A 13,679-nucleotide genomic window follows, 5' to 3' on the forward strand; every position below is an offset into this window, starting at 1 on the left:
TACGGTTTCCCGGAAATTTGCCTACCCCTAGCGGCTGAGTTCACACTGGTCATCCGATTCGAGCATGGGGAGCGCCAATGTCGAATGACTCGCATGTGCTGGTCGAACAGCGGCCCGACGGCGTCCTGTCGATCGTCCTGGCAAGACCAGAACGAAGGAACGCCATTACCGTTGCGATGTACGCCGCCCTGGCCGACGCCATTGAAGGCGCCGCGGCCGACGGCTCGATCCGCCTGATCACGCTCGAGGGACAGGGCGAGGATTTTACGGCCGGCAACGATCTCGGCGATTTTCTCCAGAAAATGCCCGACCCGGACTCGGGTGAGGATTTGCCGGTCTGGCGGTTGCTGCGCGCCCTGGCCAAGAACCAGGTGCCGATCGTCGCGGCGGTTCACGGCAATGCGGTCGGCATTGGCACGACGATGTTGTTTCATTGCGACTTCGTCCTGGCCGAGGAGGGATGCCGCTTCGTCATGCCGTTCGTCGACCTTGGGCTGGTCCCCGAGGCAGCGAGCTCGCTGCTATTCCCGCGCCTCGCCGGCCGCCGCAATGCCGCGCGGCACCTGTTGCTGGGCGAACCGTTTGGAGCGGTCGAAGCCCGGGACATGGGCCTGGCCAGCCATGTAGTTCCGAAAGGTGGGCTAGACGGGGCGTTGGCAGGCTTGGTCGCTGCGCTGCTCGCCAAGCCGCCGGAGGCGCTGCGACAGACCCAGAGGTTGCTGCGCCGCGAAGATACGGACGAAATTCTGGGGCGGATGGAGCTGGAGAACGGCCACTTTGCCGAACGGCTTCAATCAGACGAGGTCAAGGCGGCGATCACCGCCTTCTTCGCGGCGCGGGCAAAGGCACCCGCCGCCTGATCAGCTGGCGATCCACACCCGCTTGGAGCGCGCCACGGTGATGGTAGGCCCAGGAAACAGCAGCATGTCGGTTTCCTGCGTGTAGGTCACCCGAAGGTCGAGATAGGTTGCGCCATCGGCCGTTCCGGAAACGGGCGGATCAATGGCGAACGTGCCTGGACCGATGCCGTAGACCGCATCGGAAATCGCTGTTTCGATGACCGAATCTGCCGGTTTCGGGAATAGCGTCGCTGTCCGCGCGCCCTGGCCGAGGCCGTGCTGGATGCCCGACATGGCGCGGAAGACCAGCCCTGCCTGGACGATCATCCACATCATGAGGACCAGCGCCGGCAGTGCGAACGCCGTCTCGATGATGGCCGCTCCGCGATCGTCGCGGCGTAGCTTGCTGACCAGGCGCATCATTGTGTCCTCATGCCGGCAACGGCCTGGAGGTGATATGTGCCGTCTTCGTTCACGCCGCTGAAGTGCACCGGGAACATCGGCTCATAATTGTCGCGAACAGTCACCTCGATCCAGCGCGATTCGACCTCGCCCTGGGCGCATTCCTCGTCTTCGGTCTCGACGCCATCGCATTCCATCCGGTGTTGGACGGTGACGTTGGCAGTGGTGATCGGGCTGGTCTTGCAGCTGCCGTTTTCGTTGGTGCCATTGTACTGGCAGACCGCTTCGGTCGCGATCGTGTCCTCGACGGTAAGCACGCCGGTCGTTTGCATGATCTTCTCGATCGATCGCTGGGCAGCCTGCTCAAGCATCAGCTTGCGGCCGAATGCGTTCGACATGTCGACCACGCCGATCGTGATCAGCGCGAGGATCGGCGCGACGAACGCGAATTCGATGATCACGGCGCCGCTCTTGTCGCGGCGAAGGGATTTGAGCAGCCTGATCACGCGACCAGCCTCACTTTGAGCGGCGCGTTGATTGCCTGGATGCCCGACCCGGGGCAGTTCTTGGTGAAGTTGTTCACGCCCGAGTTGCCCGACCAGTAGATTCGCTTGGCGACGAACTGGGTGCAGGTCGCCGTACCGGTGCCGGTACCGTTGTAAGTGATCTGCTGATTCGGGAAATAGACCACGCCCCGGATCTTGTTGGTCGAGTTGCCATTGATCTTGTTCGGGCTGTTGGCGCTGATGGTACCGGTCGGCGAGTTATCGACGGCGCGGCGGTCCTGATAGATCGCCATGCCCGCCCACTTGCCGCTGGTCGGCGCTGTGGAGTCGATCTGGCCGCTGGAGTTCATGTCGAGCGTGCCGATTGTCGCCGACGACGAGGTGCTGCGGTTGGTGATGATCAGCGCCACGCCATTGAGGTGCAGCGTGCCCTGGACGTTCACTCCACCACCGGTGACGATGACCTTGTCGCCGCCATTGACGTTGCTGAAGGTCACGCTCCGGTTCGATTGGACGCTGATCGAGCTGTAACATTTGTCAGCCGGGATCGTCTGGCCGGTGTTGCCATTGTTGATGGTGAGCGAAGGCGGATTCGCCGGGCAGCTGTCGAAGTCATGGTCGGCGTCGGACGGGTCGAGATTCTCATAAGGATCGTCCAGCTGCGGCGAATAGGGCTGGTAGCTGTCGACGGTCCAGTTGCTCGACTGCTGGATGCCGCCCGAGGCCGCAATGGTAGTTGCGGTAACACTGGAGCTGCCCTGGCCGGCTGCGGCGTTGGTCGCGGTCGAATTGGTCATCATTCCGCAATCCATCACGATCGATGCGTTACCGGTCGCCTGGATACCGGTCTTGCCGTTGTGCTGAAGGCTCAGCACGCAGAAGTCGCCCGAAGTCGAAACGCCTGCGGCCTGCGCAGTCGCCTTGATGACCGGGGCCGCCGGCAGGAACATCGAGCTGAACGACAGCTCCTTCTGCACGGCTAGCACCACTCTCACCTGGTTGCGGTTGCTGCCCGCGTTGGCCGGGAAAGTAACCACCGGATAACCCGACTCCAGACCCATATTGGTATGCTGGTTGAGCGTCAGGTCGTGGTCGACCGCCGTCGCCGTGTTGGTGGTGGCCCCGTCATGCCCGAACCGATCGTAAACGCCGGCGATGGCGGCGGAGTCTGCCGCGCGCTGCAGCTGGCGCTTCCATAGCGCCCACTGGATCGTGTCGGTGGCGAGACCGGCCGAACCGACCAGCATGGGCAGTGCCGCGGCCGCGATGACCACCATATTGCCCCGCTCGTTGTTCCACAGCTTGTTGAATGCCTTGAGCATCTTCTTTCCTCGCCGGATGAACGCGTTTGGAGTGCTCTAGCGCGGACACGGTAAGCGAAGCGTTCCGACGCGTGGTTGACGGTTCACTAACCACGTCCAATCGCGGGACGCTTGAAGCGGCGCGTCTTACACCTATAATACAGTTGATAGACCCTTGCGCGGGAACGGCGGGCGTTCCACCCTCCGCGACAACAGGGAAGAGAAGGACTATTAGCCATGGCCAGCGACCCGTCGACCACGACCGAGACCGCGACCAAGATCAAGCTGGACCCGCCCGATGCGCTCCAGCCGATCGCCGTCAATGAAGCTTCCGGCCTCGTTCCGCTGAAGAGCGAGGAAACCAGCGAGCTTGACCAGAAGGTCGCCAAGTTCGTCGATGAATTGGCCGCGCTGGACAGCAACAGTCCCGAATTCGGCAAGAAGGTCGACCAGCTGACGGCAATGGGCCGCAAGGAAATCGCCGAAGCTGCCGGCGCTTCCAACCGTTTCCTCGATCGGCCGGTCAAGGCGATCGACAAGGATACGGGAATTGGCGCCGACCTGACCGAACTCCGCCGGACGGTAGAATCGCTCGACCCTAAGGAAGCAACCAAGACCCGAAAGCTCTTGGGCATCATTCCATTCGGGAACCGGGTCGATCGCTATTTCGACAAATACCGGAGTTCCCAGACTCACATTTCGAAGATCCTCGGCAGCCTGGCCAACGGCAAGGACGAATTGCTGATGGATAACGCCGCCATCGACACCGAGCGCGCCGGCCTGTGGAAGACGATGCATCGGCTCGAGCAGATGGTTCACATCAGCAAGAGCCTCGACAAACAGCTCGAGGACAAAGCCAACGAGCTCGATGCCACGGAGCCGGCCAAGGCCAAGGCTATCCGGGAGAGCGCGCTATTTTACACACGCCAACGCACGACTGACCTGCTGACCCAAATGGCAGTGACGGTGCAGGGCTACCTAGCGCTCGACCTCGTCAAGAAGAATAATGTCGAGCTGGTTAAGGGCGTCGACCGGGCATCGACTACCACCGTCTCGGCCCTTCGCACTGCGGTTACTGTCGCCCAGGCAATGACCAACCAGAAACTAGTTCTGCAGCAGATCACGGCGCTCAACACCACCACCGCCGGAATGATCGATTCAACGGGCGAGATGCTGAAGACGCAGAGCGGCGCAATCCACGAGCAGGCCGCATCGTCGACCATCCCGCTGGAAACGCTGCAGCGCGCCTTCCAGAATATTTACGACACGATGGATCAGATCGACCAGTTCAAGCTGGCCGCGCTGGCCAATATGAAGCAGACGGTCGACACGCTTGGCAACGAAGTCGAGAAATCGCGCGGCTATATCGCCCGGGCCGAAGGCGTTGCTCAGGGCAAGCTGGAAAGCGCCACCTCACCGTTCACGCCTATTGAGCAGAAATGACGTCGGACAAGACCGAGATTGCGATTGCCCGTGCCGACCGCGTTATGCGGTCCCTCGACGAACGCGGTGGAGCGGCGCGGGATGCCGCCAGGCGAGAACGTCAGCGACTGAATGCCGGCGTCGGCAAGACGCTGGGCCGCATCGGCATCGCGGTGCTGCTGATAAGCATCGCCACGATTGTCGTCGGCCTGATTACGCCGATTGGAATGTTCGGCTTCCTCGCGGCAGTTGGCCTGGCCATCGGGGTCGGCGCGATGCTGCTGTTCTCAGGCGGCAAGGAGATTGCGGCGCCCAATGTCACGCCCGACCTGCCCAACGGCCAGATGGTCGGCCGCTTCGATAGCTATCTGTTTCGCGCGCGTCGGGCCCTGCCGGCGCCTGCGCAAGCCGAGCTCGACCAATTGTCGGCACAGCTCCCGGCCCTGCGCCAAACGCTGGAGCGGATCCCGGACCTGGACCCCAACGCGCAGGATGCGCGGCGTTTGATGTCGGTCCATTTGCCCAACCTGATCGACCGTTATGTCCATGTCCCCGCGGCCTATCGCGGCCAGCGAGATGGCGAAAACGTTAGCGTCGATGAAAGGCTGGTCGAAGCGCTGGCCGCCGGGCGGCAGGCGCTCACTGAAATCTCGGAAAAGCTGGCACGTGCCGACATGGCAGCGTTCGAAACCCAAGGCCGCTTTATCCAGTCGCGTTATTCGGAAAAGCCGATCGACGGCTAGGCGATTTCCAACCGCGTTTTCGCCGCTGCAAGCATGCTCTTGAACCGCGAATCTTCCCGCAAAACGTCCAGGTCGGGGTCGACCTCAGCATGCCGGATATGGCTTACGCCCAATGTCGTGGAGAAATATGGCTCAAGGACTTCTATGGCCTGATCGGCATCACGGAGATCGGTGGCAAGCGCGCATGCCAGATTGTAACGCATGATATTATTGTCAGGGTCGAGCAGGAGTGCGCGACTGATCCACTCTCTGGCTCTTTCGTCTTCGCCAAGAGCTGCGAGCGCGCTGGCGCCGCCGGCGAGCACGGTCGAATTGGACGGGTCCTTAGCCATCGCCTTTTCCGACCGATCGACAGATATCTGTGCAGCCCGCTGAAGCTTTTCGGGCTCGCCGGTTTCACGATAGCAAGTAATCAACATGAACGCGTTGTGCCAATCCCAATCCATCAGGGATACGGCCTTCTCAAAATAAGGAATGGAGTCGCGGATCCGACCCTGACGGAAAAGCAACCGTGCCGCCTCGCGGTTCACCTCCCACGATTCCGGATCAAGTCGGACTGCCGTGTCGATTTCCCCAACGGCGTCGTCGGTGCGTCCTTGTTCCTCGAGCAGATGCGCCTTGACGCAGTGCGCTTCCGCTAGGTTCGGATTGATCGATAAAGCCTTTTCGGCGGCCGGCGCAGGATCGACGTCCGTTCCGTGCCAAAAACGCAGCTGTGATTGGGCAAGGGCCATTAGCGCCCAAGCCTCGGCATAATCCGGATCAAAGGTAAGTGCGTGCTTGCACATCCGGACGATCGCTTCCTGGCGACGGACGTCGCCAAGGCTGCCTTCGGTCCATTGCTGGCGTGCCATTAGATAGAGATTGTAGGCCTCGACACTCTGCGTGCCGCGTGTTTCGATCGCCTTCTTCTCTTCGGGCAGCAACTTGAGTTTGAGGGCACTGACGATCGCTTTCGAAATCTCATCCTGGATTTCAAATATGTCGGTCAGGTCGCGGTCGTATCGGTCGGCCCAGAGATGATCCCCCGCGGTGCCGTCGATCAGCTGCGCTGTGATCCGCACCCGATTACCGGCTTTTCGGACGCTGCCCTCTAGAACATGGTCGACGCCAAGAGCGGCTGCGACCTCCTTGATGTCGACAGCCTCGCCCTTGAACTGGAAGGCCGTGTTGCGCGCCACGACGGAGAGGGCGGAAACCTTCGACAAGTCCGTGATGATGTCTTCCGATATGCCGTCGCTGAAATATTCCTGCTCGGGATCGCCGCTCATATTGACGAACGGCAACACGCAAATCGCTGCACAATGCTGCCTTCCCTTGACGGGCTGGTTCGCGCTGGGTTGCGCTGCACGAGGTTCCCCACCCTTTTGGGCGATGGCGCGGATCAGGGCTTCTAGGGACGGCGGGTCCGATTCCCCATTCCAACTTCCAAAATCGATCGACTGAAATTGGCGGAAGCCAAGCGGTGGCTTGTCGGTACCAAGCAAGATCGGGACGAGCCGGCCATTGTCGCGCCCTTCCGCGGCTTCGTCCTGAACCCAAGGGGATTCGACCGAAGATTTGGTCCAGATGACCACAACCGCGTCGGCACCCTTCAACTCGCGATCAATCTCGGCCGTAAATCGCGAGCCGCCTTCGATCTGGCGGTCCCACCAGACCTGGTGACCGGCGCCATCAATGCAGGCGGCCAATTGCTTGGCCGCCGCAACATCATCGCGAGAGTAACTCAGAAAAACTTTCGCCACACGGTCCTCCCCGGGGGAGAGCGCGGGTATGTGACAACGGCTTCAATTTAACAAGAATTTAACTCAGCCTACGATTCCAGCGGCTTTCAGCCGTTTCAGGTCGTCTTCATCAAGCCATTGCCGGAGCAGGCTCCCATGTTCGCCCAGCGCCGGCGGCGGCAGCGGCGCATTCGCCTGTTCGCCATCGATCCGCATGGGGTTGCCGACCATCGGAACCGGGCCGAGCGCCCCGCCATCGGCCTGGATCCGAACGCCGCGATGCACCGCTTGCGGGTCGGCCAGCGCCTGGCTGATCGTATTTATAGGCCCGGCGGGAATTCCCGCCCCCTCAAGCCGTTCCAGCCAATCGGCCGCCGGCTTCCCCGCAATGATATCGGCGATCATCGGTACCAGCGTCTCGCGCGCGCTAACTCGCGCCGGATTGGTGGCATAAGCCGGATTCTCCGCCCATTCGGGATGCCCTACGATCGCCGCCAGCTTGGCGAACTGCTTGTCGTTACCAACGGCGATGATAATCGGCTGGTCCGCCGCCATGAACGGCTGATAAGGCACGATGTTCGGGTGGCCCGCGCCTTGCCGGCCAGGGTCCTTGCCGCTGACGAGGGAATTCGATGCCTGGTTGGCGAGCATCGCCAGCTGCGTGTCCAGCAGTGCCATGTCGATCGTCGCGCCTTCGCCGGTCTGCTGGCGCCGGTACAGCGCCGCAAGGATGGCGTTGGCGGTGTACATGCCGGTGAACAGGTCGGCGACTGCGACGCCGGCGCGCATCGGCCCGCCCCCTGGCTCGCCATCTGGCAGTCCGGTCAGGCTCATCAGCCCGCCCATGCCCTGGATGATATAGTCGTAGCCGGCCCGCGCCGCGTAAGGCCCGTCCTGGCCGAAACCGGTGATCGAGGCATAGATTAGCCCCGGGTGCGAGGCTCGAAGGCTTGCCGCGTCAAGGCCGAACTTCTTGAGTCCACCGACTTTGAAATTCTCTATGACCACATCGGCGTCGGCTGCCATTTTGCGCACCAGCGCAGCGCCCTCTTCGGTTGCGAAATCGATTGCCACCGACTTCTTGCCGCGATTGGCGGCTAGGAAATAGGCGGCAACTTTCTCGTCACCATGCTCGTGCCATGGCGGGCCCCAATGGCGGGTGTCATCACCCGCGCCGGGCTTTTCGACCTTGATGACGTCCGCTCCGAGATCGGCCAGCAACTGGGTCGCCCATGGCCCCGCCAGCACCCGGCTGAGGTCGAGGACTCTGACCCCCTCCAGCGGTTTCGTCATGCGGCGCGGCGTTTCTTGAAGATCTTGCGCCGGTCGGAAAGGATCGCATGCGCCGCATTATGCCCCGGGGCGCCGGTTACGCCGCCGCCCGGATGAGCACCGGACCCGCACAGGTAGAGTCCGGCCAGCGGCATTCGGTAGTTGGCCGCGCCGATCATCGGCCGCGCACTGAACAGCTGGTCCAGCCCCATTTTGCCATGGAAGATATCGCCACCGATCAGCCCGAACCGCCGCTCAAGGTCCAGGGGCGAATGGATCTGGCGGGCGATGACCGATTTGGCGAAGCCCGGCGCATGGCCGTCGACTGTGGCAATGATCGCATCCGCGGCCTTCTCACGCTCGTCGTCCCATGACCGGCCATCGGGCAATTTGAAGCGAAAGTGCTGGCAGAAAAGCGAGGCGACATGCTTGCCCTTGGGCGCCAGGCTAGGATCGAGCGTCGACGGGATCAGCATTTCGATCACCGGTTTCGACGTCCAGCCGTTGAGCGCGGCGTCGGCAAAGGCCCGGTGCATGTAATCCATGCTCGGGGCCATGATGATGCCGGCGGTAAGATGGTCTCCGCGCCCCGGTTTGACTGTGAAGCTCGGCAATTTGTCCAACGCAACATTCATCCGGAAAGTGGCACTTTCGCAGCCCCAATGGTTGAAATGCTCCTCGATCGGGCGGCTGACCGCGCCTTTCGGCACCAGCCGGTCGAACAGCAGCTTCGGATTGACCCCAGCGACGATGGTCGGTGCGCGCCAGCTCTTGCCGCCCGACACCAGGCCAGCAGCCCGGCCCTTCTCGACAATGATCTCGCTCACTGGCGAGCCCAGGACGATATCGACGCCCACCTCCCGGCAGGCGCTGGCCATCGCCTGAGTGATCGATCCCATCCCGCCGATCGCATGGCCCCAGGCGCCCGGCACTCCAGCAGCTTCACCAAACAGATGGTGCAACAGGACGTAAGCCGTGCCCGGTGTGTAGGGAGAAGCGAAATTGCCGACGATACCGTCGAAGGCGAACAGCGCCTTGGTCAGATCTCCCTCGAAAAAACGATCGAGGATGTCGCCGGCGCTCTTGGTGGCGAACTCGTGAACGATGCGGATTTCGTCGGTCTTGAGGCCGACCAGGTCGCGCCCCAGGCTGGCCAGGGTCGGCAGGCCGCGGACACCTCTGCCTGGTCCCGGCGGTGCTTTCAGTATCCATTTGCGGATCAGCGGGACGACCGTGTCCAATTCCTCATGGTAGCGGTCATAGGCCGGCCCATCTCCCGGGTTGTGCCGCGCGATTTCGGCCCTGGTCAGCCCGTCGCGCCCGGTCAGCAGGAACTTGCCGTCATATCCCGGCAGGAAGTTGTCCCGCTTGCGCAGCACGACCTTCAGCCCGTGCCGCTCCAGCTCCATGTCCTTGATGACCTTGGGCTGCAGCAGCGACACGGTGTAGCTGGCGGCGGAATTGCGGAAACCGGGGTGGAACTCGTCGGTCACCGCGGCGCCGCCGACCTTGTCGGACGCCTCGAGGATCGCGACCTTGAGGCCCTTCTTGGCCAGATAGTGGGCGCAGGTCAGGCCATTATGGCCGGCCCCAATGATCAAAATGTCGTGCAACTCAACTGCTCTCCGTCATTGCGAGCGAAGCGAAGCAATCCAGCCCCGCCCCAATGGATTGCTTCGTCGCTGCGCTCCTCGCAATGACGATGCAAGCGTCTAACGCATTAGTACCAGTTCCTCCGACATTGTCGGGTGCAAAGCCACCGTCGCGTCGAAATCAGCCTTTTTGAGGCCGGTCTTGACCGCGATTGCCGCCGCCTGGAGGATTTCGGGCGCGTCCGGCCCGATCATGTGGATGCCGACCACTCGATCGGTCGCGCCATCGACTACCAGCTTGTAGAGCGAGCGCTCATTGCGGCCGGCAAGCACATTTTTCATCGGCCGGAAGTCGCTGGTGTAGGTCCTGACCTGGCCAAGCCGGTTGCGGGCTTCGCCCTCGGTCATGCCGACGCTTGCGATCGGCGGATGCGAGAAGACCGCATGTGGCACGCAATCATGGTCGACCGTCCAGGGTTCTCCGCCGAACTGGCTGTCGGCAAAGGCATGCCCCTCGCGGATCGCGACCGGGGTCAGCTGGATGCGGTCGGTGACGTCGCCAACGGCAAAGATCGACGGCACGCTGCTGCGGCTGTCGGCATCGACCTTGATCTCGCCCCGCTCACCGAGCGCGACTCCAAGCTCTTCCAATCCCAAACCCTCCGTGTTGGGGATCCGGCCGATCGCGAATAGCACCGCGTCTGCCTCAAGATCGTCGCAACCCTCCATGTCGATCGAAAGGCGCCCGTCGTCGCGCCTCTCGATCCTGTTGAAACTGGAGTTGAAGCGAAACTCGATTCCCTTGGTCATCGAGATCTGCAGCAGCCGGTCGCGCATTTGCTCGTCGTAACCGCGCAGGATCACGTCCGAGCGGTTGACTACCACGACGTGGGCACCGAATTGATGGAAGATACCGGCGAATTCATTGGCGATATAGCCCCCGCCGGCAATGACGATCCGCTTCGGCAGCTCCGGCAGGTGGAATACTTCGTTCGAGCTGATCGCATGCTCGATGCCCTCGATCTCGGGCATTTGCGGCCGAGCGCCGGTCGAAATCAGGATCTTGCCCGCGGAAATCCTTCTACCCGATGCCAATGTGACTTCGTTCGGGCCGGTGACCGTCGCGCGTTCGTGGAAGACCTCGACCTGGTGGTTGGTCAGAGTCTGCTTGTATAGCCCTTCCAACCGCTCGACTTCGCGCAGTACATTGTCGCGTAGTACCGGCCAGCTGAAACTGGTCTTGGGAACGTCCCAACCGAACATCGCGGCGTCGTTCAAATCCTCGGCAAAGTGAGCGCCATAAACGAGCAGCTTTTTCGGCACGCAGCCGCGGATGACGCAGGTTCCGCCGACCTTATGCTCCTCGGCGACAGCCACCTTCGCGCCATGGGCCGCGGCGATGCGCGACGCGCGAACCCCGCCCGATCCGGCGCCGATGACGAAGAGGTCATAATCGCTCAATGGCCGGCTCCCTTGACCGGTGCGAACCAGGCTGACCGGCCCTTGAAGTCGGCGGTCACCACGAAATGCTTGAGGATGGGAGTTCCGATGTTGAGCTCGGCGCGGCTTGACGTCGCATCGACCGACGCCTCGACATTGCGGAAGGTCTTGCCGGCCAGGGTCAGCGAAGGAAGCCTGACGACATCGCGCTCGATCTCGCCGCCTATCCCCCCGCCCTTCATCTTGCCGACCACCTTGAGATTCATCTTCTCGGCCAGTTCCTTGCCGATCATCACGCCGGTCCCGTTGCCGAAATCGACTACTGCCTGCGCCTCGGTCTTGCCGATCCTCACCGGCACGGCTTCAATGCCGCCATGTTCGGTCAGCGGCAGCTTGACGCCGAGCGGAACCGAGCCGGCCTCCAGTGCCTCCACATCCGACCTGGCGAGATCGATGCGGATCGGTCCAGCGTCGAACACTTCGCGTCCGACGATCGCCCGGGTCGGCCGCTTGATCAGCCTCGCGGAAAGGTCGGTCATGTCCATGACCACTACCTCCGCCGCCGGGATGGTCCGGCCCAGCGCCTCTATCCTGACGTTTGAGACGATCTCAACGGCCTGCTCCCCGCCGGAGCCTTTCATCATGACTTTTTCGCCGGCCCCGAAATGCGCCTCGGCCGCCAGCTTTGGATCGAACAGCGACGATTCCGCTCCACTGTCGAGCAGCGCCTCGGTTGCAACGCCATTGATCCGCGCCTGGATGAACAGGCGGCCATTGTCGATGATCAGAGGCTCTGCATTGGCTGATGAAGCCATCAGCACCGACGCGCCCAGAAGCGCATGCTTCATAGCCCCGCCCTCTCGATCAGGCTGCGAGTGGACGCATCCAGCTGCGTCCGCTTCTCCGGATCGTCGAGCGAGCGCGCCATTTCCTTGCCCAGCTCGACGCCGAATTGGTCGAACGGGTTGATTCCGAGCAGCACCGCATTGGCAAAGGTGCGATGCTCATAAAATCCGATTAGCGCCCCCAACGACCGCGCATCGAGGCGTTGCAGCACGACCGTCGTCGAGGGCCGATCGCCGGGGTAAGCTCGGGCGGGGTCTTCATGGTCGCGGCCGGCCATCAGGGCGGCGCCCTGGGCGAAACAATTGCCCAGCAGCATCTGATGGTGGCGGGGGTCGACCCCATCGTCATGTTCGATCACCGTGACGAATTCGACCGGAATGGCGGTCGTGCCCTGGTGGAGCAGCTGGAACACCGCATGCTGCGCGTCCGTCCCCACTCCTCCCCAGGTTACCGGCGCGGAAGGACGGCCAAGTGGCTCTCCTTCAGCGGTCACCGACTTGCCGTTGGACTCCATTTCCAGTTGTTGGAGATAGTCGGGTAGCAGGCGCAGCCGCTCGTCATAGGCGAACAGCGCGCGGCTCTGAGTGCCCCGGTTCTGCGTGTAGAACAGGTCGGCGAACGCAGCCAGCAGCGCCATGTTGGCGGTTCCGTCGGTCAGCTTGACGTGGCGATCCATTTCGGCGGCGCCTTCGAGCAGCTCCTCGAACGCTCCCCAGCCAAGGGCCAGGGCAATCGACAGGCCAACCGACGACCAGAGCGAGTAGCGGCCGCCAACTCCTTCGCTGAACGGGAGTATGCGAGTCTCGTCGATTCCATATTCAATCGCCTTATCCGGCGACGCGGTGACCGCGATGACTTGTCCGTATGGGTCGCTGACGCCGGCCTCTCTCAGCCATTCGAGAGCGGCGTCGACGTTGGTCAGGGTCTCCGTGGTGGTGAACGTCTTGCTGACGGCAATCACCAGCGTCGAGGCCGGATCAAGGCCCCAGGTCGCTTCCTCGAACGCTTCGCCGTCTATGTTGCTGAGGACCCGAACCTCGAAACGGTCGGCCTCCCGGCCAAGGGCGTCAATTACCAGGTCGGGGCCGAGTGCCGATCCCCCGATCCCGATATGAAGGATCGATTCGATCTCGCCGAAGGCCCCTCCTTCGATGGCATCGACCAGGCTGCGCATCCGCTGATGGCGGTCGGCGGCCAGATGATTGTCATCAGGCTTGCCCTCGCCGCGCTCCGCAACGTGAGTCGCCGGACGGTTCTCGGTGAGATTGACGATGTCGCCGGCGAACAGGCAGTCGCGCGCGCCATAATAGTCGACCGCATAGGCAAGAACCGCAAATGCCCCCAGCACCTCCTCGTCGAGGTGAGTCTTCGACCAGTCGAAATGGATTGATGCGATGTCCTTGCTGAAACCACCGACTCGCTGCGGATCCGCATCGAACAGTTCCGCCAGCCGCGGCGGCCGAGCGGCCCCAATGGTTTTCCACGCGGCCTTGCAGTCCAGAATCGCCATGGCGATGTCTCCTAGTGCCTGATCGTCCGGCGTGGAAGCATCGCTTCCGCGCAGGCCGTGAATCAGGCTCTCATCATTTGGC

General features: G+C 62.4%; 12 protein-coding genes. 3 read left to right on the forward strand and 9 right to left on the reverse strand.

Going from position 1 to position 13,679, the window contains the following annotated elements:
* Nucleotides 1–77 precede the first annotated feature (77 nt).
* Complete coding sequence (locus LZ518_RS05735) at nucleotides 78–860, forward strand: enoyl-CoA hydratase-related protein (RefSeq protein WP_249915055.1); 783 nt, start codon at nucleotides 78–80, stop codon at nucleotides 858–860.
* Here the strand turns inward: LZ518_RS05735 and LZ518_RS05740 are convergent, their stop codons facing one another.
* Genes LZ518_RS05740 through LZ518_RS05750 form a run of 3 tightly spaced genes read right to left on the reverse strand, consistent with a single transcriptional unit; the run spans nucleotide 861 to nucleotide 3,069 of the window.
* The gene (locus LZ518_RS05740) at nucleotides 861–1,262 is read right to left on the reverse strand and encodes a TadE/TadG family type IV pilus assembly protein (RefSeq protein ID WP_249915056.1); all 402 of its coding nucleotides are present in this window, start codon (nucleotides 1,260–1,262) and stop codon (nucleotides 861–863) included. It abuts the gene before it with no gap.
* A complete protein-coding gene (locus LZ518_RS05745) occupies nucleotides 1,259–1,747 on the reverse strand; it encodes a TadE/TadG family type IV pilus assembly protein (RefSeq protein WP_249915057.1) in 489 nt (162 codons plus the stop codon). The genes LZ518_RS05740 and LZ518_RS05745 overlap by 4 nt, the downstream gene beginning before the upstream one ends.
* Nucleotides 1,744–3,069, reverse strand: coding sequence for a pilus assembly protein TadG-related protein (locus LZ518_RS05750; RefSeq protein WP_249915058.1), 1,326 nt, complete (start codon nucleotides 3,067–3,069; stop codon nucleotides 1,744–1,746). The genes LZ518_RS05745 and LZ518_RS05750 overlap by 4 nt, the downstream gene beginning before the upstream one ends.
* Nucleotides 3,070–3,285: 216 nt before the next feature.
* Between LZ518_RS05750 and LZ518_RS05755 the strand changes: the two genes are divergently transcribed.
* Nucleotides 3,286–4,491 carry a toxic anion resistance protein gene (locus LZ518_RS05755; protein ID WP_249915059.1) on the forward strand — a complete coding sequence of 402 codons (1,206 nt, stop codon included), beginning with the start codon at nucleotides 3,286–3,288 and terminating at the stop codon, nucleotides 4,489–4,491.
* Nucleotides 4,488–5,213: a hypothetical protein gene (locus tag LZ518_RS05760; protein WP_249915060.1), complete on the forward strand. Its 726-nt coding sequence runs from the start codon at nucleotides 4,488–4,490 to the stop codon at nucleotides 5,211–5,213. Before LZ518_RS05755 ends, LZ518_RS05760 begins: the two co-directional genes overlap by 4 nt.
* Here the strand turns inward: LZ518_RS05760 and LZ518_RS05765 are convergent.
* The 6 genes from LZ518_RS05765 to pgi all read right to left on the reverse strand — a co-directional run bounded on the left by LZ518_RS05765 (nucleotide 5,210) and on the right by pgi (nucleotide 13,597).
* Nucleotides 5,210–6,958, reverse strand: a complete 1,749-nt coding sequence (locus LZ518_RS05765; RefSeq protein WP_249915061.1) for a TIR domain-containing protein — start codon at nucleotides 6,956–6,958, stop codon at nucleotides 5,210–5,212. The two genes, LZ518_RS05760 and LZ518_RS05765, sit on opposite strands and share 4 nt — an antisense overlap.
* 63 nt (nucleotides 6,959–7,021) lie before the next feature.
* Nucleotides 7,022–8,230 (reverse strand): CaiB/BaiF CoA transferase family protein, encoded by a 1,209-nt coding sequence (locus LZ518_RS05770; protein WP_249915062.1) that lies wholly within the window; start codon nucleotides 8,228–8,230, stop codon nucleotides 7,022–7,024.
* Entirely contained in the window at nucleotides 8,227–9,822 is a 1,596-nt protein-coding gene (locus tag LZ518_RS05775) for a phytoene desaturase family protein (RefSeq protein ID WP_249915063.1), read from the reverse strand. Before LZ518_RS05775 ends, LZ518_RS05770 begins: the two co-directional genes overlap by 4 nt.
* Nucleotides 9,823–9,921: 99 nt before the next feature.
* A complete protein-coding gene (gene gorA / locus LZ518_RS05780; protein ID WP_249915064.1) occupies nucleotides 9,922–11,262 on the reverse strand; it encodes a glutathione-disulfide reductase in 1,341 nt (446 codons plus the stop codon).
* A complete protein-coding gene (locus LZ518_RS05785) occupies nucleotides 11,259–12,089 on the reverse strand; it encodes a retropepsin-like aspartic protease (RefSeq protein WP_249915065.1) in 831 nt (276 codons plus the stop codon). The genes gorA and LZ518_RS05785 overlap by 4 nt, the downstream gene beginning before the upstream one ends.
* Nucleotides 12,086–13,597: a glucose-6-phosphate isomerase gene (gene pgi, locus LZ518_RS05790; RefSeq protein ID WP_249915066.1), complete on the reverse strand. Its 1,512-nt coding sequence runs from the start codon at nucleotides 13,595–13,597 to the stop codon at nucleotides 12,086–12,088. Before pgi ends, LZ518_RS05785 begins: the two co-directional genes overlap by 4 nt.
* Between the last annotated feature and the right edge of the window lie 82 nt (nucleotides 13,598–13,679).

It is taken from the genome of Sphingomonas brevis, assembly GCF_023516505.1.
In the GTDB taxonomy this organism is placed as follows: domain Bacteria; phylum Pseudomonadota; class Alphaproteobacteria; order Sphingomonadales; family Sphingomonadaceae; genus Sphingomicrobium; species Sphingomicrobium breve.

Bases quoted from the DNA above. Each gene is read 5' to 3' on its own strand.
- LZ518_RS05740 (WP_249915056.1), bottom strand. From the start codon at position 1,262: ATGATGCGCCTGGTCAGCAAGCTACGCCGCGACGATCGCGGAGCGGCC.
- LZ518_RS05760 (WP_249915060.1), top strand. From the start codon at position 4,488: ATGACGTCGGACAAGACCGAGATTGCGATTGCCCGTGCCGACCGCGTT.
- pgi (WP_249915066.1), bottom strand. From the start codon at position 13,597: ATGGCGATTCTGGACTGCAAGGCCGCGTGGAAAACCATTGGGGCCGCT.
- LZ518_RS05785 (WP_249915065.1), bottom strand. From the start codon at position 12,089: ATGAAGCATGCGCTTCTGGGCGCGTCGGTGCTGATGGCTTCATCAGCC.
- LZ518_RS05770 (WP_249915062.1), bottom strand. From the start codon at position 8,230: ATGACGAAACCGCTGGAGGGGGTCAGAGTCCTCGACCTCAGCCGGGTG.
- LZ518_RS05750 (WP_249915058.1), bottom strand. From the start codon at position 3,069: ATGCTCAAGGCATTCAACAAGCTGTGGAACAACGAGCGGGGCAATATG.
- LZ518_RS05755 (WP_249915059.1), top strand. From the start codon at position 3,286: ATGGCCAGCGACCCGTCGACCACGACCGAGACCGCGACCAAGATCAAG.
- LZ518_RS05735 (WP_249915055.1), top strand. From the start codon at position 78: ATGTCGAATGACTCGCATGTGCTGGTCGAACAGCGGCCCGACGGCGTC.